This window comes from Mycobacterium sp. (genome assembly GCF_019247635.1).
Classification (GTDB): Bacteria; Actinomycetota; Actinomycetes; order Mycobacteriales; family Mycobacteriaceae; genus Mycobacterium.
Genome location: NZ_JAFBAR010000089.1, coordinates 1 through 21,022 on the forward strand (window position 1 = coordinate 1; position 21,022 = coordinate 21,022).

At 67.1% G+C, this 21,022-nt stretch carries 18 protein-coding genes; 10 read left to right on the forward strand and 8 right to left on the reverse strand.

Annotated features, from left to right (window positions below; genetic code table 11):
• The first annotated feature begins 302 nt into the window (after positions 1-302).
• The 3 genes from JO236_RS13800 (at position 303) to JO236_RS13810 (ending at position 3,761) form a co-directional block, all read left to right on the forward strand.
• Positions 303-2,243, forward strand: a complete 1,941-nt coding sequence (locus JO236_RS13800; RefSeq protein WP_293330936.1) for a potassium transporter Kup — start codon at positions 303-305, stop codon at positions 2,241-2,243.
• A 183-nt stretch (positions 2,244-2,426) separates the two neighbouring features.
• Positions 2,427-2,696, forward strand: coding sequence for a hypothetical protein (locus JO236_RS13805; protein ID WP_293330939.1), 270 nt, complete (start codon positions 2,427-2,429; stop codon positions 2,694-2,696).
• A gap of 57 nt (positions 2,697-2,753) precedes the next feature.
• Positions 2,754-3,761: a VWA domain-containing protein gene (locus JO236_RS13810; protein WP_293330942.1), complete on the forward strand. Its 1,008-nt coding sequence runs from the start codon at positions 2,754-2,756 to the stop codon at positions 3,759-3,761.
• Positions 3,762-3,767: 6 nt separating this feature from the next.
• On the opposite strand, the gene JO236_RS13815 is transcribed toward JO236_RS13810, so the two are convergent.
• The 3 genes from JO236_RS13815 to JO236_RS13825 all read right to left on the reverse strand — a co-directional run bounded on the left by JO236_RS13815 (position 3,768) and on the right by JO236_RS13825 (position 7,205).
• Entirely contained in the window at positions 3,768-4,751 is a 984-nt protein-coding gene (locus tag JO236_RS13815) for a VWA domain-containing protein (protein ID WP_293330945.1), read from the reverse strand.
• 234 nt (positions 4,752-4,985) lie between these two features.
• Complete coding sequence (locus JO236_RS13820; protein ID WP_293330948.1) at positions 4,986-6,341, reverse strand: primosomal protein; 1,356 nt, start codon at positions 6,339-6,341, stop codon at positions 4,986-4,988.
• Between the two features lie 39 nt (positions 6,342-6,380).
• The gene (locus tag JO236_RS13825) at positions 6,381-7,205 is read right to left on the reverse strand and encodes an alkaline phosphatase family protein (protein ID WP_293331097.1); all 825 of its coding nucleotides are present in this window, start codon (positions 7,203-7,205) and stop codon (positions 6,381-6,383) included.
• A gap of 282 nt (positions 7,206-7,487) precedes the next feature.
• Here JO236_RS13825 and upp point away from each other — a divergent pair, with 282 nt between their 5' ends.
• Complete coding sequence (gene upp, locus JO236_RS13830) at positions 7,488-8,111, forward strand: uracil phosphoribosyltransferase (protein ID WP_293330951.1); 624 nt, start codon at positions 7,488-7,490, stop codon at positions 8,109-8,111.
• Position 8,112: 1 nt separating this feature from the next.
• Here upp and JO236_RS13835 read toward each other — a convergent pair whose 3' ends face one another.
• From JO236_RS13835 to JO236_RS13845, 3 genes are all read right to left on the reverse strand, one after another.
• The gene (locus JO236_RS13835) at positions 8,113-9,732 is read right to left on the reverse strand and encodes a phospho-sugar mutase (protein ID WP_293331100.1); all 1,620 of its coding nucleotides are present in this window, start codon (positions 9,730-9,732) and stop codon (positions 8,113-8,115) included.
• Positions 9,733-9,745: 13 nt separating this feature from the next.
• Positions 9,746-10,567, reverse strand: coding sequence for a purine-nucleoside phosphorylase (locus tag JO236_RS13840; RefSeq protein ID WP_293330954.1), 822 nt, complete (start codon positions 10,565-10,567; stop codon positions 9,746-9,748).
• A 108-nt stretch (positions 10,568-10,675) separates the two neighbouring features.
• Entirely contained in the window at positions 10,676-12,373 is a 1,698-nt protein-coding gene (locus JO236_RS13845) for a PPE family protein (RefSeq protein WP_293330957.1), read from the reverse strand.
• A 211-nt stretch (positions 12,374-12,584) separates the two neighbouring features.
• Between JO236_RS13845 and JO236_RS13850 the strand changes: the two genes are divergently transcribed.
• The 3 genes from JO236_RS13850 to JO236_RS13860 all read left to right on the forward strand — a co-directional run bounded on the left by JO236_RS13850 (position 12,585) and on the right by JO236_RS13860 (position 15,931).
• A complete protein-coding gene (locus JO236_RS13850) occupies positions 12,585-13,775 on the forward strand; it encodes a M20 family metallopeptidase (protein ID WP_293330960.1) in 1,191 nt (396 codons plus the stop codon).
• Positions 13,772-14,941, forward strand: a complete 1,170-nt coding sequence (locus JO236_RS13855) for a M20 family metallopeptidase (protein ID WP_293330963.1) — start codon at positions 13,772-13,774, stop codon at positions 14,939-14,941. The genes JO236_RS13850 and JO236_RS13855 overlap by 4 nt, the downstream gene beginning before the upstream one ends.
• Before the next feature lie 108 nt (positions 14,942-15,049).
• Positions 15,050-15,931, forward strand: a complete 882-nt coding sequence (locus JO236_RS13860) for a hypothetical protein (RefSeq protein ID WP_293330965.1) — start codon at positions 15,050-15,052, stop codon at positions 15,929-15,931.
• 67 nt (positions 15,932-15,998) lie between these two features.
• Here JO236_RS13860 and JO236_RS13865 read toward each other — a convergent pair whose 3' ends face one another.
• A complete protein-coding gene (locus JO236_RS13865; protein WP_293330968.1) occupies positions 15,999-16,472 on the reverse strand; it encodes a gamma-glutamylcyclotransferase in 474 nt (157 codons plus the stop codon).
• A 58-nt stretch (positions 16,473-16,530) separates the two neighbouring features.
• Between JO236_RS13865 and JO236_RS13870 the strand changes: the two genes are divergently transcribed.
• The 3 genes from JO236_RS13870 (at position 16,531) to JO236_RS13880 (ending at position 20,639) form a co-directional block, all read left to right on the forward strand.
• Entirely contained in the window at positions 16,531-17,946 is a 1,416-nt protein-coding gene (locus tag JO236_RS13870) for an NAD(P)H-quinone dehydrogenase (protein WP_293330971.1), read from the forward strand.
• Between the two features lie 84 nt (positions 17,947-18,030).
• The gene (locus JO236_RS13875) at positions 18,031-19,785 is read left to right on the forward strand and encodes a glycerol-3-phosphate dehydrogenase/oxidase (protein ID WP_293330974.1); all 1,755 of its coding nucleotides are present in this window, start codon (positions 18,031-18,033) and stop codon (positions 19,783-19,785) included.
• Positions 19,782-20,639, forward strand: a complete 858-nt coding sequence (locus JO236_RS13880; RefSeq protein WP_293330977.1) for a pseudouridine synthase — start codon at positions 19,782-19,784, stop codon at positions 20,637-20,639. The genes JO236_RS13875 and JO236_RS13880 overlap by 4 nt, the downstream gene beginning before the upstream one ends.
• Positions 20,640-20,655: 16 nt before the next feature.
• On the opposite strand, the gene JO236_RS13885 is transcribed toward JO236_RS13880, so the two are convergent.
• Complete coding sequence (locus JO236_RS13885; protein WP_293330980.1) at positions 20,656-20,979, reverse strand: DUF732 domain-containing protein; 324 nt, start codon at positions 20,977-20,979, stop codon at positions 20,656-20,658.
• Positions 20,980-21,022 lie beyond the last annotated feature (43 nt).

Sequence of the window (21,022 nt, forward strand, 5' to 3'; positions counted from 1 at the left end):
GCCACCGCAACGCCGACCGGCAGCAGTGTGCCGACAATGGCCTTCTTCATCCTGATGTCCACAGCGCTTCCTTTCGCTTTTATCAGATCGCAACGTAACGCCGGCCTCTTGAGAAATTCTTGCGCGCTTGGTGAACTTCTGATCGGCCCAAATGGCTTCGGACAACGCGGTGTTGGTGGCACAGGCATTTCAGGTTTGAGGCATCCGCCCGCGAGGGGCGGGCCCCAGCTCGAATAGAGCGGTTCAGGGTTACGCCTTACGATCGACCCGCCGCCACGCCCCTCCGGCAAAGGAACCCCGCCATGCACGCGCACCTTCGGCCCGCCTTGCCGCTTCGCCGCATCTTCGCCTCCCAGAAGGCCCGCCCCGCACTGCTGATCGGCGCGCTCGGCGTCGTATTCGGTGACCTCGGGACAAGTCCGATCTACACGATCCAGACGATCTTCGACCCCCACGACCCCCATCCCATACCGCTCACCACCGACAATCTCTACGGGATCGTGTCGTTGGTCTTCTGGTCGGTGATGGTCATCGTCACGCTCACCTACGTGACTCTGGTGATGCGCGCCGATAACGACGGCGAGGGCGGCATTATGGCGCTCATCACGCTGGTGCGCCGCTTCGCCGGCCGGGGGAGTGGGCGCATAGCGACGCTGTTGGCCGCGCTCGGCATCTTCGGCGCCTCGTTGTTTTTTGGCGACAGCATGATCACGCCGGCGATTTCGGTGATCTCGGCGGTGGAGGGTCTCAAAGTTGTTCAACCGCACTTAGGGGGCTGGGTCGTGCCGATCACCGCGGTGATCATCGTTATCCTGTTCGCCTTTCAGAGCCGCGGCACCGCCGCCATTGGTCGCTTGTTCGGACCCGTGATGATTGTGTGGTTCACCGCAATTGGCGCCTGCGGAGTAGGGGGCATTGCCACGCACCCACAAATCCTTCGGGCGTTGTCGCCGGTATACGCGTTGATGTTCGTGGTTAAGCATTTCGACGTGGCGTTTTTTTCGTTAGCCGCTGTTGTGTTGGCGGTGACGGGCGCGGAGGCGCTCTACGCCGACATGGGGCACTTCGGCCGGCCGGCGATCACCCGGGCGTGGGTGTTTGTGGTGATGCCGGCGTGCGTGCTCAGCTATTTCGGTCAGGCGGCGCTCCTGTTGGGCAACAGGACTGTCGTCGACGCCCCCTTCTTCCTGCTTCCCCCGGAGTGGGCGCGGTTGCCGATGGTGCTGCTGGCGACGGCGGCAACAGTGATCGCGTCCCAGGCGGTGATCACGGGGGCCTATTCGGTGGCATCGCAAGCCGCTCAACTCGGCTACCTGCCCAGGGTGCGGGTCGTGCACACGTCCGAGTCGACCATCGGCCAGATCTATGTGCCCTGGATCAACGGTCTGCTGATGGTCTCGGTGCTCATCTTGGTGTTCGCGTTCCGCAGCTCGGCGGCGCTTGCGTTTGCGTTCGGCATGGCGGTGACCGGCACGATCACCATCACCACACTGCTGTTCTTCTATATCGCACGCACACGCTGGCGAACACCGTTGTGGCTGATCGTGATTGGCGCGACCACGTTGTTGTCGGTAGACCTGATGTTCTTCGCGGCCAACCTGACCAAGCTGGTTCACGGAGCGTGGGTACCGCTGTTGATCGGCGCCTCGGCCTTCACGGTGCTGACCACCTGGCAGCGGGGCAGCCAGCTCGTCACGCAGGCCCGGGCGCGAGCGGAGGGCCCACTGCGCGAATTTATCGATCAGCTGGCCATCTATCAGCCGCCCCTGCTACGAATCGCCGGCACGGCGGTATTCCTGAACCGCGGCAAAGACACCGCGCCGCTGGCCATGCGGGCCAATGTCGAACACAACCACGTCCTGCACGAACACGTGGTGATCATGTCGATCGAAATCCGCCCGGTGCCGCGGGTGCCGGACACGGAGCGAGTAGAAGTCGACCCGCTGGGTTACGCGGAAGACGGCGTCATCCACGTCACCGCGAGCTTCGGGTACACGGAACGGCCCAACATCCCGGACGCGCTGCGCCTGCTCGAGCCGCAGCAAAGCGAAGGCCAAATCGCCATAGACGACGCATCGTATTTCCTTTCCAAGGTTGAACTCCGGAGAGGCTCGGCGCCGACTATGCCGGCGTGGCGCAAGCGGCTGTTCATCGCCACCGCCTACATAGCCGCGGACGCCGCCGAGTACTTCGGCTTGCCGAGCAACCGAACCGTGGTCATGGGTTCGCGGATCGAGGTATAGGACGCCACCGCCGCCAGCAGCGATGCGGAGCGCGCAGGCGTGCGCGCCGAAACCCTTCCAATATGGGCGTCTCGCATTGAACACCGGCGTCGGCCGCGCCGACCGGATGTTCTACTACGTTGAAGGCATCGGCCCACGGCGCGGATGGTTCCGACTGGTGGCGTGACGGAGGAGGATACGCCCATGAGGATTGTCGTGATGGCCGCCGGCAGCCTGGTGGGCGTCGTGCTGTTCGGCTCCGGTGTCGCGCACGCCAACACAAGCCAGGAGATGCAGGCATGCCAGCTGATGGACGATCCATCCGGGCACGACCAGGGCTACGCGCCAGCCGAATACGCCTTCATGATGTTGCGGGCCACTATGACGGCGGAGGACGCCAGGAATGTCATGTCTCGGGCGGTCCAAGATTACTGCCCAAACCACCTTATCGACCTTCCGGCGGGCTGGCGCTAGCCGAAGCCGGCGAGCACCCAACTTGACGACGGCCCGTCCGGCCAGCACCTTGGTGTGGTGAAGTTGCCCCTGCTCGGCCCCGTTTCGTTGACCGGCTTTCATAACGCCTGGTTCTTCCTGTTCCTGCTGGCCGTGCTGCTGGTGGTGGGGGTTTACGTCGCCATGTTGTTCGTGCGGCGTCGGCGGGTGTTGCGATTCGCCAACATGGAGGTGTTGCAGCGAGTTGCCCCCGCGCGCCGCAGCCGCTGGCGCCATGTGCCGACGATCCTGCTGGTCACATCGCTGGTGCTGCTGACGACGGCGATGGCCGGCCCCACGTCCGACGTCCGGATCCCGCTCAACCGCGCCGTGGTGATGCTGGTCATCGACGTCTCGGAATCCATGGCTTCTGACGACGTCCCGCCGAACCGGCTGGCCGCCGCGCAGGAGGCCGGAAAGCAATTCGCCGACGAGCTGACCCCGGCCATCAACCTGGGCCTGGTGGAGTTCGCGGCCACCGCCACGCTGTTGGTCTCCCCCACGACCAACCGCGCCGCGGTGAAAGCGGCCATCGACAAGCTGCAGCCGGCCCCCAAAACCGCGACCGGAGAGGGCATTCTGACGGCATTGCAGGCAATCGCGACGGTCGGGTCGGTGATGGGCGGCGGCGACGGGCCGCCACCGGCCAGGATCGTGCTCGAGTCCGACGGCGCCGAGAATGTGCCACTGGACCCGAACGCGCCGCAGGGTGCATTCACCGCGGCTCGGGCCGCCAAGTCCGAGGGCGTGCAGATATCGACGATCTCGTTCGGCACGCCAGACGGCACCGTCGAGTACAACGGCTCCACCATCCCGGTTCCCGTGGACGATCAGACCTTGAAGAAAATCTGCGAGATCACCGACGGCCAGGCGTTCCACGCCGACAGCCTGGAATCGCTCCGGAACGTCTACTCGACCCTGCAAAAGCAGATCGGCTACGAAACCGTCCGCGGTGACGCCAGCGGCGCCTGGATGCTGCTCGGTGCGGTGGTCATGGCCGGCGCCGTGCTGGCGGGCCTGTTCCTGAACCGCAGGCTGCCTGCCTGAGGTGCCTCACACCGGCAGGCGCCGGTTGATCAGCAACGCCAGTCCCGCGGCGACGAGGGCCACGATGACAGCAAGCCGCAGCCAACCGGCGCTGCCGGGCCCGGGCACGATGCGATAACCGATGTCCTTTTCGATGGAGTCGTAGATCTTGTGGAGTTCGCTGAGGTTGCTGGCGGTGTACGGCTGCCCGCCAGACAGGCGTGCGATGGTCTTGAGCTGATCGGGCTTGACGGGAACCGCGACGCGCTGCCCGCTCATCTCGATGGTGCCGTTGGGCGTCCCGAACGAGATCGTCGAAATCGGCACGCCCTGATCCTTGGCTAGGCGCGCCGCCGTGTAGGCGCCGTCGTGCGGATCGCTGGGGTTGGACGGCTTATTCTCACCGCCGTCGGAGAGCAACACGATACGTGCCGGCGGTGGGGTGTCTCCGCCGGCCACGGCCGAGGCGCTGATGGCGTGCAGGGCCGTCAGGATGGCCTCGCCGGTGGCGGTGCTGTCGGCGAACTGCAGCTTCTGCAGCCCGTCGATGACCGCCTGGTGCTGCGGGGTCGGCGGAACCAGAAGGTACGGCGTTCCGGCGAAGCCGACCAGTCCCAGGTTGATTCCCGGCGTCAGTTGGGTGGCGAACTGCGTCGCGGCCTGCTCGGCGGCCTTGAGCCGGGTGGGTTCGACGTCGGTGGCCCGCATCGAGTTGGACATGTCGATCACCAGCATCACGACGGCGCGGTTGCGCGGTATGCGCATCTCGTGGGTGGGGGTGGCCAGCGCCACGGTCAGCAGGACCAGGCTGAGCAGAGAGACAACGAGGGGAATGTGACGCCACACCGGCTGCGGCACTTGCGCATCGGTGAACCGGTGCAGCCGCTGTCGGCGTCGAGCCTGAACGAAGATGTAGAAGCCCAACAGCGCCAGCGGGACCAACCCGAACAGCAACATGCCCGGGCGTTGGAACCCGTACAGCGGCAGGACGCCGATCCCGGGCAGCGACACCGACTCACCTACCTATCTGGGCCTATCTGGGGCCTGTCTGGGCTGATGCGGGGCCCTGCCTGGCCGTTCCCCGGAAAACGGGCGGATGCTGCCGCCAGTAAAGAGCAGGATGGGTGGTCCGTCAAACGCGCCTGGCCAGCACCCCCCACAACGCGTCGGCAAATTCGCCTGGTGCCGAGCAAATCCGCCGTGGTCGCCAGGAAACTCGAGCGACGCTTGAGCAGTCCTGCACCGCTATTCGCGCCGAAGCCGCGAATCCACAAACTTTTCCAGCTGCTCCCATTGGCGCACCGCCGCCGAGTACGGAGCCGCGGGCTTGCCGACCGAGCCGGGTTCCAGCACGTAGGTCACCAACTTGCCCAGCGGCTTGCCGGTTTCCAGGGCCTTGTCGACTGTGCTCTCCTCCGAGTAGTCGCCGACGTCACGGAGCAACTCGACGGCGAGGTCGAGTTGCTCGCGATCCACGGCGTCGGGCCCTTCGGCGAAATCGTCGGAGAGTCCGCTCAGCACGTAGACGTTGTCGTCGGTGATCTGGACGGCCAGTGAGCCGTCGGTCGCGGCGGTGCGGATGTCATCGTAGGTGCTGAGGTCGGACAGGTCGTGATCGTGTTCGTCGGCGAGATAGCGGGCCAGCGCGCGCTCCGAGGTGAACACGCTGATCCGACCGTTGCGGCCCAGGAAGATCGGCCGATCGTCGAGGTAACAGCGCAGCGTGTAAAAGGTGCCCGAACTCGTCATGATCCGGATCGGGTCGATACCCACCTGCGCCCAGAAATCCGCGTCGCTGCCCAGCACGACGCTGTCGCCTTGCGCGCGGGCGTCCTCTTCTTCGTCCTCGTCTTCTTCGTCCTCTGTGTCCTCGTCTTCTGTGTCCTCGTCGGCTTCTTCCTCCACGTCTTCCTCTTCGGCAACCGCGGCGGACTCCTCGTCGGACTCCTCGGCGTCTTCTTCGGCGTCTTCTTCGGGCTCGTCGGGCTCTTCGGGTTCTTCGGGTTCCTCCGCCAATTCCTCGGCGGCCTTGGCCGAGATCTCCTCGTCGACTTCGGGCGTGGTGATGACCTCGTCGATGGCCTTGAGCACGTCGTCCCAGCTTCGGTTGATGACCTCGCCGATCGCGTTCCATCGCTTCTGCCCGGCTTTGCCGGTGAAGTAGTCGATTCCGCCGGATACCGTGCCCAGGCTCGGATTGCCGTTAAAGAATTTCGCCACGGCCGGCAGCTCGCAGACCGATCCGATGGACGACACGATCGCCAGCGCGGCCGCCAGTGCGGTCACCGACTCCTCGGTGGGCTTCTCCGCCACCAGCTCCTCGACGGCCACCAGGTCGAATTGCTGGTCGTCGGGCGGGTCCAGTTTGTGCGCGTGGGCTGTGGTCACGTCCTCCCACCCCGGGTGGTCGACCAGGTCGTTGTCGGTGTCGGTACGCACGAATGCGATCAGGTCGGCCACGGTCTCGAAGCCGTACAGGTCCTCGTCCTTACCGAGAAACGCCTCCCACTCGTCGCCGGCGTCGCGCCAGCGGGGTGCCCACAGGGTGTAGCGGTCACCATCGGACAAGCTCAGGCGGACGGGCACGAGGGCAGCAACCATGCGGCACACAATAGCGACGGCCCGAGCGCGCCCCGGCGGTTACCCGCCCCAGATGGTGGCGATCGGCGGCGCGTTCGCCGCATTACCTATCTTGGGCAGGCCGTACATCTGCTCCAGCGTGGAAAGCACGTTGTAGTGGCTGATCGTCTCGTTGTAGGTTCCCGGCTGCACGTGGGCGCCATAAATCACGGTCGGGATCTGGTTGCGGGGAGTGCCATCATCCTCGTCCCAGGTCACGATCAGCAGGCTGTTGTTGGTCGTGGCCCAGTTGGCGTAGCTGGACAGCTGCCGGTTCAGCCACGCGTCGCCCTGGGCGATCGAGCCGTCATGCATGTTGTCGTCGTTGTTGGGAATGACGAACGACACGGTGGGCAGGCTCGCGTAGTTCGCCGGTTGTGGAAAGGCCGAGAACGGCACCGAGTTCGCCGGCGGCACGTTGCTGAAGTTGGCCCACGGCACGTGCTTGCGCGCGTACTTGCCCGCGCTGCAGGCGGGTGAGCCGACCGCAGGCAGGTCTTCGGCGTAGCCGCCGAATGTGTAGCCGGCAGAAAGCAATTCGGAGGCCAGGTTGGGTGCGGCGCCGGCGTTCACCGGGCAGACGTCCTTGGTCACGCCGAATGTGTCGCCCGCGAACAGCGCCAAATAATTCGGCTCGCTGGGATGCGTTTCGGCGAACGACGCCGCCATCATCGCGCCGCCCGCGGCCAACGCATTGATGAACGGAGCCGACTTGTTTCCGATGATGTTGGCCTGTGACCGGTTCTCCTCGATCACGATCACCACGTGGGCGGGAGTCGGCAGGGCCGCAGCCGCCTGGGCCGTGCGGGGGTTGACCGGGAAGGTCAACATCGCGAGGACCAGCATCGCGCCCAACACCCTCAGAGCCCGTCGCACCGGGGGAGTATACGAACGGATTTCGGCGATCCGCGGGACGGACGCAAGCGTGTCAGCAGACTTACTTCCGATTGTTATGTGGCCAGCTGATGGCGACCCGCTGCACCCGGCTTCGCCGCGCTTGCAATCGCCCGGCCATGATGGCGACCCGCTGCACCCGGCTTCGCCGCGTTTGCGATCGCCCGGCCAGCTGATGACGACCCGCTGCACCCGGCTTCGCCGCGCTTGCGATCGCCATTAGGGTCGGGATCCGTGGACGTGAGCCTCATTGACCACCCGCTGGTGGCGACCCGGTTGACCACGCTGCGCGACGAGCGCACCGACAACGCCGTCTTCCGGGTGGCGTTGCGCGAGTTGACGCTGATGCTCGTGTACGAGGCCACCCGGGATGCGCCCACCAAGCCTGCTCCGATCCGCACGCCGTTGGCCGAGACGGTGGGCTCGCGGCTGGCCAATCCACCGCTGCTGGTGCCGGTGCTGCGTGCCGGGCTGGGAATGGTCGATCAGGCGCTCGAGTTGCTGCCGCAGGCGCGGGTGGGCTTCGTCGGCATTGCCCGAGACGAGGACACCGCACAGCCGGTGCCGTATCTGGAGTCCCTGCCCGACGATCTGGCCGATGTGCCCGTCATGGTCCTTGATCCCATGCTGGCTACCGGCGGATCGATCACGCACACCGTCGGGCTGCTGTTGCGCCGCGGCGCCACGAATATCACCGTGCTCTGTGTGGTAGCGGTGCCGGAAGGCCTTGCGGCACTTGAGAAATTGGCGCCCCATGCGCGGGTGTTCACCGCGGCCGTCGATGACGGGTTAAACGAAATCGCTTATATCGTTCCGGGGCTCGGTGACGCGGGCGATCGCCAGTTCGGTCCCCGATAGCTCACCACGCGCGCACCGCGGCGGTCAGTTCATCGAGCAGCGCGGCCGCGCGTTCCTGAGCGGCACTTAGATCTTCGGCGGCAGACGCGACAGAGCAGCGAATTTCCAAGTAGCACTTCAGTTTTGGCTCGGTCCCCGATGGCCGAACCGCGAGCCGAGCCGACGTGTCGTCGTCGCCGCCGGTGAAGATCAGTATGTCGGTGAAATCGGTTGGGCCGGAAGGAGCACCGGAAAGAGAAGTGAAGAAGCCGATCAGCCGAGCCGGCGGGTCCGCGCGCAGTTGCCGCATCAAGACGGCCGCCTCGTCGGGGCCTGCGACACGACGCGACACCGCCGCCACCTTGTGCACCCCGTGGCGCCGGGCGAGGTCGTCCAGCGCATCGGGCACCGAACGTCCCTCGTTCTTGAGCGCGGCCACCAGGTCGCACGCCAACACCGCGGCGCTGATGCCGTCCTTGTCGCGCACGGCGTCGGGATCGACGCAATGGCCGATCGCTTCCTCGTAGGCGTACGCCAGGGTCCCGGGCCGGTCGGCATCGGCGCGCGCCAGCCATTTGAAGCCGGTGCGGGTTTCGACGTGCACCGCGCCGTAGTGCGCGGCTATCGCCGCCAGCATGCGTGAGGAAACCACCGTGCTGGCCACCACCACCGTCGCGGGTTCTTGTGCCTGCGAGAGTATGTAATCGCCCAGCAGCCAACCGGTTTCGTCACCGGACAACATTCGCCACCCCGATGGGGTGGGTATTCCCACCGCGCACCGGTCGGCGTCGGGGTCCAGCGCGATCGCGACGTCAGCGTCGACGTCGGCCGCGAGCGCGAGCAGCGCGTCGGTGGCACCCGGTTCCTCGGGATTCGGGAACGGGACGGTGGGGAATTCGGGATCCGGCGCGAACTGCGCCGCGACAGTATGCACGTCGTCGAACCCGGCCCGCTGCAACGCCTTTAGGGCCACGGCCCCGCCAACGCCGTGCATCGGCGTGAGGGCCGGCCGGACCGAGCCGGTGCCGCGCCGGACGCCGGCTGCCCGCTCGACATAGCGCTCGACCAGGTCTGTGGCGCGGGCGTTGGGTGGGTCGACGGGCCGGCGGGCGATTTCGTCGGCCGGGGGAGCGGCCGACATCGCGGCTTCGATCTGGTGGTCGGTTGGCGAGACGATCTGGACGCCACCGTCGAGATAAACCTTGTAGCCGTTGTCGGCCGGCGGGTTGTGCGATGCCGTGATCTGGATGCCGGCGCCGGCGCCCGTATGCCTGACCCCGAACGCGACCACCGGCGTAGGCACCGGGCCGGATAGCTGTAACACGGAAAACCCCGCGGCGGCAAGCACTTCCGACGCTACGGTAGCGAACGTGCTCGAACCGTGCCGGGCATCGTGCCCGACGATCGCCGTTGTGGGGGCGGCGCGCCGTTCGGTGAGCACCCGTGCCAGCGCCCAGGTGGCTCGCGACACCACCGCGACGTTCATCGCATCCGGACCGCCGCGCACCGGTCCGCGCAACCCCGCTGTGCCGAACTTCAGCGGGCGGGCGAACCGCGCGGCGAGTTCGTCGGGGTCGCACGCGGCCAGCTCGGCGGCCGTCTGCGGGTCCGGGTCGTGCGCGATCCAATCCTCGGGCGTCACGGTGGAGCTCAAGCTATGACGGGACTCGGGCTATGCGCTCGATAATCAGGGCCAGCAGCGCGCCGATCCGGCTCGCCGACGCCGCCGCGGCCGCAAGTACATCCGTGTGCCGGAGTGGCTCGCCGGTGATCCCCGCGGCGAGGTTTGTCACCAGGGAGACACCCAGCACCTCGGCGCCGGCCGCCCGGGCGGCGATGGTTTCATGCACCGTCGACATGCCGACCAGGTCTGCGCCCAGGATCCGCAACATCCGGATTTCCGCGGGCGTCTCGTAGTGCGGCCCCGGCATTCCCGCGTACACGCCTTCGGTCAATCCGGGGTCGGCTTGCCGGGCGAGTTGCCGCAGCCGCAGTGAATACGCGTCGGTCAGGTCGACGAAGTGGGGGCCGATCAGCGGCGACCGCGTCGTGAGGTTCAGGTGGTCGCTGATCAGCACCGGCTGGCCGACTTCCAGGTCCGGTCGCAGTCCACCGGCCGCGTTGGTGAGCACGATGATTCGCGCCCCCGCGGCGCAGGCCGCCCGCACCGGATGCACGACGTGCAGCAGGTCATGACCCTCGTAGGGGTGGATGCGGCCGGCCAGCACCAGCACCCGGTGGTCTCCGATGGGTACCGACAGCAGCTCGCCGAGATGCCCGAGCGCGGTCGGAGGCGCGAAGCCGGGCAGTTCGGCTTGGGGCAGCACGGCCGTCGGGGTGCCGAGTGCCGCTACCGCCGGCGTCCATCCCGATCCAAGCACGATTGCGACGTCGTGCTCGCCGACCCCGGTGCGCTCGGCGATGACCCGAGCCGCCAGGCGCGCGAGGTCACCGGGATCGGTCGGTGGGCTGGTCACAGTGGGCGAGCCTAGCCGGGCGACGGCGAGCACCGGAACGCCCGCGGCGCGGCGAGCACCGGACGGTGCGAGCAAGGTGCTCGGCAATCGGGCCTAGCGTTCAGCCGCTCAGCTGTTGAAGAACCCCGAAACGAAGCCGTGGCTGATCGAATTGAAGTAGCCCGAGGTGTACCCATCGAGGGTGGTGTTGTAGTAACCGGTGGTCCCGCCCTCGAAGATGCCCGTCGTGTTGTGGACGCCCGACCCGTAGGCACCGATCTGATTTTGGATGCCACTGACGTAGTCGCCGGTGTTGTTGAACCCCGAGCTGTTGGTGCCGGTGTTTCCGTAACCCGAACTCGTCCCGGGTAGGTCCCACGGGGAACCGGTGCCGGTGTTCAGGTCGCCCGAGTTGAAGAAGCCGGTGTTGATGCTGCCCGAGTTGAAGAAGCCGGTGTTGTAGTTGCCGCTGTTGAACCATCCGGTGTTGAAGTCGCCCGAGTTGAACCATCCGGTGTTCCGGTTGCCCGAGTTGAAGCTTCCGGTATCCCAGATGCCCGCGTTGCCAATGCCGGTGGTGAACGTGCCCGCGTTGCCGATGCCGGTGTTCACGCCGTAGCCGGGGGCGGGGCCGAAGCCGGAGTTCCACATGCCGACGTCGCCGCCGCCGGAGTTTCCGAAGCCCGAGGCCCCGTTGCCCGAGTTGAACAATCCGACGGCGTTGTTGCCCGAGTTTCCGAAGCCGACGTCGTTGGTGCCGGAGTTGAAGCCGCCGAAGCCGGTCTGATGGTTGCCGGTGAGGCCGATGCCGATGTTGCCGTTGCCCGTGTTACCGAAGCCGATGTTCCCCGCGCCGGTGTTGCCCCAGCCGAAGTTCCCGGAGCCGACGTTGCCGTCACCGAAGTTGTTGCTGCCGATATTGCCGCTGCCGATGTTGGCGAAGGCGTTTGTGCCGTTCAGGCCGACGTTGCCGAAGCCCAGGTTGTAGGCACCGACGTTGCCGAAGCCCGGGTTGAAATCACCGACGTTGCCGCTGCCCAGGTTGAACTTGCCGAGGTTGCCGCTACCCAGGTTGAAGCTGCCGACGTTGCCGCTGCCGAAGTTGGTCTCGCCGAGGTTTCCGCTGCCGACGCTGACCTCGCCGCCGTTGCCGCTGCCCAGGTTCCAACTTTGGCTGTTGCCCACACCGATGTTCACCAAGTGCTGGTTGCCGATGCCGAACACGGTGAAGCCGGGGAGGCGCTCGATTGGCCCGAAGATCGGTCCGAGGATGTTGGCCTCCACCGAATAGATGGTGTCGCCGAAAGAGTCCGCTGCGGTGGACCACGGCGTCAGCTCGGCGGCCGCGGCGGAAGCACCGGAGTGATAGCCGACCAACGCGGCGACGTCCTGGGCCCACATCTCCTCGTATTGGGCTTCGGTGGCGGCGATTGCGGGGGCGTTCTGGCCGAACAGATTCGACACGACCAGCGACACCAGATTGTCGCGGTTGGCACCGACCAGGGCCGGCGGCACCGTCGCCGCTTGCGCGGCCTCGAAGGCGGCTGCCACCGTCTTGGCCTGGGCGGCGGCGCCTTGCGCCTGCCCCGACGCCGCGCTGAGGAAGCTGGTGTAGGGGGCGGCCGCCGACGTCATCGCCACGGACGCGGGGCCCTGCCAGGCTTGTCCCGCTAGATCCGTGGTCACCGAGGAAAACGACGACGCGGCTGAGCTGAGCTCAGCGGCCAGGCTGTCCCAGGCCGCCGCGGCTTCCAGCATCGGCCCAGAACCGGGACCGACGAACATCTGGAAGGAGTTGATCTCCGGGGGTAACACCATGAAACTCATCGATAGTCCCTTCTAGTTGCGGGTAGTCGCCGATCCCTGCTCAGCAGGCGGCGTGGGGCCGAACGAACACCGCCGCATTTCGCGCCACGCCCACCCCTTCCGCTGTACCTACCAGATGTCAATCATATGGACATATACCATACTTTTTGGATGGTTGCACTGGGTATTAGTAGGGAAGTGGTTCGGCCGGCGATGGTGAGATACTGCCAACATGCCCCCAACCACCGCACTTGACAGCGTCGAGGGGCTGGTTCGGGGCCGTGGCGGCGATCTGATCGAGTTGTCCCATGCCATCCACGCCGAGCCCGAGTTGTCGTTCGCCGAACATCGCAGCTGCGCCAAGACGCAGGCGCTGGTCGCCGAGCGCGGTTTCGAGGTCAGTGCGGTGGCCGGCTTGGACACCGCGTTCCGTGCCGATTTCGGCAGCGGCCCGCTGGTCGTCGGCGTGTGCGCCGAGTACGACGCGTTGCCCGAGATCGGCCATGCCTGCGGGCACAACATCATCGCGGCGGCGGCGGTGGGCACCGTGCTCGCGCTGGCTGAGGTGGCCGACGACCTTGGCCTGACGGTCGCCCTGCTGGGCACGCCGGCCGAAGAGTCCGGCGGCGGTAAGGCGCTGATGCTGCAGGCCGGAACGTTCGACGACGTCGCGGTCGCCGTGATGGTGCACCCCGGGCCGAGCGACATCGCCGGGGCTCGGTCGTTGGCGCTGTCCGAGGTGACCGTGCACTACCAGGGCAAGGAATCGCATGCCGCCGTCGCGCCGTACCAGGGGCTCAATGCCGCCGACGCGGTGACCGTCGCGCAAGTCGCCATCGGTTTACTGCGACAACAACTTTGGCCGGGCCAGATGATGCACGGGATCGTCACCGACGGCGGGCAGGCGGTCAACGTCATCCCTGGGCGCGCGACGTTGCAGTATGCGATGCGGGCGGTCGAATCCGACTCACTGCGACAGCTGGAGGGCAGGCTGTACGCGTGCTTCGCCGCGGGCGCGCTGGCCGCCGGCTGCGAGTACGAAATCGACTCGCCCGCACCGCCTTACGCGGAACTCAAACCTGACCGATGGCTGGCCGACGTGTGCCGGGAGGAGATGCGCCGGCTCGGCCGCGAGCCGGTACCGGCCGCCGTCGAGGCGGAGTTGCCGTTGGGCAGCACCGACATGGGCAACGTGACGCAGGTGCTGCCCGGAATCCATCCGGTGATCGGTGTGGACGCCGGGGGGGCTACCGTCCACCAGCGCGCGTTCGCCGCCGCTGCTGCGGGTCCCAGTGCCGACCGCGCGGTGGTCGACGGCGCGATCATGCTGGCGCGCACCGTAGTCCAGCTGGCGGAGGACCCCGCCGAGCGGGATCGGGTGCTGGCGGCCCAGCAACTCAGGGCCGGCAAGGCGGCGCCATGAGCCTTGTCGACACCGCTGAGTCCTGGCTGGCCGCCCACTACGACGACCTGGTCGGCTGGCGCCGGCACATCCACCGCTACCCGGAGCTGGGCCGCCAGGAATACGCCACCACCCAGTTCGTCGCGGAGCGGTTGGCCGACGCGGGACTCAATCCGAAGGTGCTGCCCGGCGGGACCGGGCTGACCTGCGATCTCGGTCCCGAGCATCGGCCGAAGATCGCGCTGCGTGCCGACATGGACGCGCTGCCCATGGCCGAGCGCACCGGCGCGGCGTACGAATCCACGATGCCCAACGTCGCCCACGCCTGCGGTCACGACGCACACACCGCGATCCTGCTGGGCACGGCGCTGGCGCTGGCGTCGGTGGCCGAGCTGCCCGTCGGCGTGCGGCTGATCTTCCAGGCGGCCGAAGAGCTGATGCCCGGCGGCGCCATCGACGCGATCGCGGCCGGCGTGCTTACCGGGGTGTCGCGAATCTTCGCCTTGCACTGCGATCCCCGACTCGAAGTCGGCAAGGTCGCGGTCAGGCAGGGGCCCATCACGTCGGCGGCCGACCAGATCGAGATCACGCTGTATTCGCCGGGTGGGCACACGTCACGCCCCCACCTGACCGCCGATCTGGTCTACGGGCTTGGCACGCTGATCACCGGGCTGCCCGGGGTGCTGTCGCGTCGCCTCGACCCGCGCAACGGCACGGTGTTGGTGTGGGGCGCGGTCAATGCCGGTGTGGCGCCCAACGCCATTCCGCAGACCGGCGTCCTGGCGGGCACAGTGCGCACCGCCAGCCGGCACACCTGGCTCGTGCTCGAGGGGACGATCCGCGCGGCCGTCGCCGGGCTGCTGTCACCGTTGGGAATCGAACACAGGCTGCACTACCGGCGAGGCGTTCCGCCGGTGGTCAACGAGGACGTCTCGACGCGCATACTTACCCACGCGATCGAAGCCGTCGGCCCCGATGTGCTCGCCGACACCCGGCAGTCCGGTGGGGGTGAGGACTTCTCCTGGTATCTCGAGGAAATCCCCGGGGCCATGGCCCGCCTGGGGGTGTGGTCGGGCGAGGGTCCGCAGTTGGATCTGCACCAGCCGACGTTCGATCTCGACGAACGCGCGTTGGGCATCGGCATGCGGGTGATGGTCAACATCATCGAACAGGCCGCCACTTTTTAACCGCGAGCGTGCGTGCCTGTGCACGACACGCCGCGCCTTTATGGCATTCCGCGCACGCTCGGCAGGGGTGAATTGTGGGTACGCCGCGCTGCGCCGACGATACCCGGCGTGAATGCGGAGCTCGACGGGTTGCTCGTTGCGCAAGGCGACGTGGTGACCTCCGCCCAGGCGTTGACCCACCTCACCCGACGCGGCCTGGAAGCCGATTTGAAATGCGGTGTGCTGCAAAAGCTTTGGTACGGAATTTACGGCCGCGGTGAGGACACCGCCGCGCTCCGGCTGCGCGGCCTGGATCTGGCGACCGGGACGAGGATCGCGGTGTGCCTGAGCACCGCCGCGGCCGCGTACGGCTTCGACACCGAACGGGACAGGGACCTCCATGTGCTCAATCCGGGTGGCCGGCAATTGCGACCTACCCGCGGTCTGGTCGTGCACCGGCGTGCGGGCGCGCCGCTATCCGTCGTCGAGGGACGCCCGGCCACCGAGCCGGCCTGGACGGCGATCGAGGTGGCCCGGGGCCTGCGCCGGCCACGAGCGCTGGCGACACTGGACGCCGCGCTGCGCAGCGGTGCTTGCGGCCGCAACGAACTGCGGCGCGTGCTCAAGCAGCACTCCGGGCGGCGTGGTGTCGTCGCGGTGCGGGAGTTGCTCGAATTGGCGTCGCCGCTGGCCGAGTCGCCGATGGAGAGCGAGGCCCGCCTGGTCATGCTCGACGGCGGTTTGCCGCCGCCGGTGTTGCAGTACAAGGTCGTCGACCTCAACGGCGAAACCTGGCGGTTCGATTTCGCCTGGCCCGAATACCGGGTCGCGGCCGAGTACGACGGCGTCGACTGGCACAGCGGGCCCCAGGCGTTCCTCCGCGATCGCAAACGCGGCGCGGCGGTGCACGATCTGGGGTGGATGGTGGTGCCGATCGTCGCGGAAGACGTCAGGTACCGGCCCGTCGAACTCGTCGCCCGGATCGAACGGCGCCTGCAACGTGCGGCGTGAGCGTGCGCAGAATGCCAGGCGCAGCGGCGTGTCCCTGAACAGACACGCACGGTCGCGACAAGAAAGGTTAGGTCCCGGGTCCGATGTTGCGGGCGGGACGGGTCCGCAGGTCGTGCACGTAATCGCTTGGCGCGCCGGCGATCTCGGCGGCATCGGCCATGACCCCCAGATAGCGCGCGGAGGGCAGCCCGCCCTCCCAGGCGTCTAGCACGTACAACCAGGCCAGGACGGGATCGGTGGTGGTGTCCGAGGACAAGCGGTGCACGCGGCACCGGATCTTCTTGTGCACGCCGAATTCCGAGCCCTCCCAGCGGTCGAGGTTCATTTCGTCGGCCGGCGTCATGTCGTAGAGCACGACGAACACCCGCGAATCCGGGTCCTCGACAATCGTGGCCAGTGCGCCTTCCCAGCCAATGTCCTCGCCACCGAAGGTCAGCCGCCACCCCGGCAACCAGCCGGTTCCGGCCATCGGAGAATGGGGTGCGCGCTTGAGCATCTGGTCTGGATGCATATTCGACCCGTAGGCGGCGTAAAGCGGCACGGGGAAAGCTTAAACGTCACTCTGCGGAGTGCGCGGCCATCAAGCTAGGTTAAGGGCTGTGCTGACGCGCATCGTGGTCATTGGCGGTGGCCCGGCAGGTTACGAAGCCGCCCTGGTGGCGGCCACCTCACATCCGGACACGACGCAGGTCACTGTCATCGACTCCGAAGGCATCGGCGGTGCCGCCGTCCTGGACGACTGCGTGCCGTCGAAGACGTTCATCGCCTCCACCTGGCTGCGCACCGAGCTGCGCCGGGCCCCGCGACTGGGTTTTGACATCGACATCGACGACGCCAAGATCTTGCTGCCGCAGATCCACGCCAGGGTCAAGAGGCTGGCCGCCGAACAGTCGGCTGACATCGCGGCCCAGCTGCGCAGCATGGGCGTTCACCTCGTCGCCGGGCGCGGCGAGTTGGTCGACCCCACCCCCGGGCTGGCGCGCCACCGCGTCAGGGCGACCGCCGCCGACGGCACCACCAGCGAGCACGACGCCGACGTCGTGCTGATCGCCACGGGCGCCAGCCCGCGAATTTTGCCGTCGGCACAGCCGGACGGCGAACGCATTCTCACCTGGCGGCAACTTTACGATTTGGAGGAGCTGCCCGAGCACCTCATCGTGGTGGGCTCGGGGGTCACCGGTGCCGAGTTCGTGCACGCCTACACCGAATTGGGGGTACCGGTGACCGTGGCGGCCAGCCGCGACAGGGTGTTGCCCTATGAGGACGCCGACGCCGCTTTGGTGCTGGAAGAGTCCTTCGCCGAGCGTGGCGTCCGGCTGTTCAAGAACGCTCGGGCGGCCTCCGTCGTCCGCACCGACAACGGTGTCCTGGTCACGATGACCGACGGCCGTACCGTCGAGGGCAGCCACGCCCTGATGACCATCGGCTCGGTGCCCAACACCGGCGGCCTGGGACTCGAGCGGGTCGGCATCGAGCTCGGGCCGGGCAACTACCTGACCGTGGACCGGGTGTCGCGCACCTCGGTGTCAGGAATCTATGCCGCGGGCGACTGCACGGGTCTGCTGCTGCTGGCGTCGGTCGCCGCGATGCAGGGCCGGATCGCGATGTATCACGCGCTGGGCGAGGGCGTCAGCCCGATCCGGTTGCGCACCGTCGCGGCAACGGTTTTCACCAGACCCGAGATCGCGGCGGTCGGCGTTCCACAGTCGGCGATCGACGACGGGTCGTTCAGCGCCCGGACGCTCATGCTGCCGTTGCGGACCAATGCCCGCGCCAAGATGTCGGGGCTGCGACAGGGTTTCGTCAAGATCTTTTGCCGGCAATCTACCGGGGTGGTGATCGGTGGCGTGGTGGTCGCGCCGATCGCATCGGAGTTGATCCTGCCCATCGCCGTGGCCGTAACCAACCGCATCACCGTCAACGAGCTGGCGCAGACGCTGGCCGTCTACCCGTCGCTGTCCGGTTCGATCACCGAAGCGGCACGCCGGCTGATGGCGCACGACGATCTGGACTGAAAGCGCGACAGAAAGCAACGCAAATAGCACGTAGCCTGGGTTGGGCAACACCTACTGACGAGTAACCGAGAGGAATCTGGTTTCGTGAGCAACCCGAACGATCCGGTGGAGGGCGAGCGCCGGCCGGCGTCGTTGCTAAACCCCGAGCAACGCGCGGCGGCCTGGGAACGACTCGGTACCGAGCAGTTCGACGTTGTGGTCATCGGTGGCGGGGTGGTGGGCTCGGGGTGCGCGCTGGACGCGGCCACCCGGGGTCTCAAGGTAGCCCTGGTCGAGGCGCGAGACTTGGCGTCGGGCACGTCGAGCCGCTCGTCGAAGATGTTCCACGGAGGGCTTCGTTATCTCGAACAACTGGAATTCGGGTTGGTCCGGGAGGCGCTCTACGAACGTGAGCTCTCGCTGACCACGTTGGCGCCGCATCTGGTCAAGCCGTTGCCGTTCTTGTTTCCGTTGACCAAGCGTTGGTGGGAGCGGCCCTACATCGCCGCCGGAATCTTCCTCTACGACCGACTCGGCGGCTCGAAATCGGTTCCGGCACAGAAACATTTGACCCGCGCCGGGGCGCTGCGGTTGAGTCCGGGCCTGAAGCGCAGTTCGCTGATCGGTGGCATTCGTTATTACGACACCGTCGTCGACGACGCCCGGCACACCATGACGGTGGCGCGCACCGCGGCGCACTACGGCGCGGTCGTTCGCAGCTCGACACAGGCGGTCGCGTTGCTGCGCGAGGGCGATCGGGTGACCGGCGTTCGGGTGCGCGACTCCGAGGACGGCTCGATCACCGAAGTCCGGGGCCATGTGGTGGTCAACGCGACCGGCGTGTGGACCGACGAGATTCAGGCTTTGTCCAAGCAGCGCGGCCGATTTCAGGTGCGCGCCTCCAAGGGTGTGCACGTAGTGGTCCCGCGGGACCGGGTCGTCAGCGACGCGGCGATGATCCTGCGCACCGAGAAGTCGGTCATGTTCATCATTCCGTGGGGGAGTCACTGGATCATTGGCACCACCGACACCGAGTGGAACCTCGACCTGGCCCACCCCGCGGCCACCAAGGCCGACATCGACTACATCCTGGGCACCGTCAACGAGGTGCTGGCAACGCCGTTGACGCACGGCGACATCGACGGGGTGTACGCCGGGCTGCGCCCGCTGCTCGCCGGCGAAAGCGACGACACCTCCAAACTGTCCCGCGAGCACGCCGTGGCCGTGCCGGCAGCGGGGCTGGTGGCTATCGCCGGTGGCAAGTACACGACCTATCGCGTGATGGCCGCCGACGCGATCGACGCCGCGGTGCAATTCATTCCGGCCCGGGTCGCGCCCTCGATCACCGCGAAGGTGAGCCTGCTGGGCGCCGACGGCTACTTCGCGCTGATCAACCAGGCGGAGCACGTCGGCGCGCTGCAAGGCCTGCACCCATACCGCGTGCGACACTTGCTGGACCGCTACGGCTCGCTGATTGACGAGGTGCTGGCGTTGGCATCGGACGCTCCGGGCCTGCTCAACCCGATCACCGAGGCCCCGGGCTATCTGAAGGTGGAAGCCCGCTACGCCGTCGTCGCCGAGGGTGCCCTGCACCTCGAGGACATCCTGGCCCGGCGGATGCGGATCTCGATCGAATACCCGCACCGCGGCGTGGACTGCGCGCGGGAGGTGGCCGAAGTCGTCGCGCCCGTGCTGGGCTGGAGCGTCTCGGACGTCGAGCGTGAGGTCGACAACTACACCGCCCGGGTGGAGGCCGAGGTGTTGTCCCAGGCTCAGCCCGACGACGTGTCCGCGGACGAGTTGCGTGCCAGCGCGCCCGAGGCGCGCGCCGAGATTCTCGAGCCGGTGCCACTCAATTGAGGCCTGCGCCGCTGCCGGTTCGCGACGGTTTGGGCCCGGCACGGGTGCGGCTGCGGGGCGGACCGGTGCTGGCCGAGCTGACCGCCCGGTTCGGCGCGCGGGCAGCCGCGAAAGTCCTTGCCGGAGAGGTGGTTGACGCCGACGGGACGGTGGTCGACGCGGCCACCGAGCTCGCCCCGGGTGCCAGCGTGTACCTGTATCGGGATCTGCCCGAAGAGGTGCCCGTCCCCTTTGACATGCCGGTGCTGTATCAGGACGGGAACATCGTCGTTGTCGACAAGCCGCACTTCTTGGCGACCATGCCGCGGGGACGCCACGTCGCGCAGAGCGCGCTGGTGCGGCTGCGTCGGGAACTGACGTTGCCGGAGCTGAGCCCGGCCCACCGCTTGGACCGGCTCACCGCCGGGGTGCTGCTGTTCACCACCCGGCGCGAGTTGCGGGGCCGGTACCAAACGCTTTTCGCCAACGGTGCGGTGCACAAGACCTACCTGGCGCGGGCGGCGGTTGATTCGGCGCTGGTGCTGCCGCAGCTGGTTCGCAGCCGCATCGTCAAGCGGCGCGGTCACCTGCAAGCGGTCTGCGAACCCGGTTCGCCCAACGCCGAGACGCTGGTCGAGCTGATATCCGCCGACGGCCTGTACCGGTTGACCCCGCGCACCGGACGCACTCACCAACTACGGGTGCACATGGCGTCGCTGGGTCTGCCGATCCTGGGAGATCCGTTGTACCCCAACGTCGTTGATGTCGCCCCTGACGATTTCGGTATGCCGCTGCAATTGCTGGCGCAGCGCATTGGCTTCGACGATCCACTCAGCGGCTCGCGCAGACAGTTCACCAGTCAGCGAGCGTTGTGACAGGCCGTGATTGGGTTTACGTGGCGGGCACGTCGGTCCTGTGCTGCGGGCAATACGCGTCGATGGCCGCGCCGACGAAGTAGCCGGAATGATAGGCGGGCATACTGCTGCTGTTCAGCACGTCGCTCGCCACATCGGAGGGCGACACGCCGTTGTCGAGTTTCGTGCAGACCAAATGCCCGGCCTCGATCGCGTGTGTCGGGGACATGTGGTCGCTGATGCCCTGGGATTTCAGCGATGCCAGGAATCGATCATCGGACGTGTCGGCGTGCGCGCTCGGCGTTGCGGCCAACAGGCCAATCGAGGCGGCTGCCAACACGGCTAGCAAGCGGGTAACCATCTGGGGTGCTCCCTGACTTGAGGTTGTTGTTGGCGCCAACACA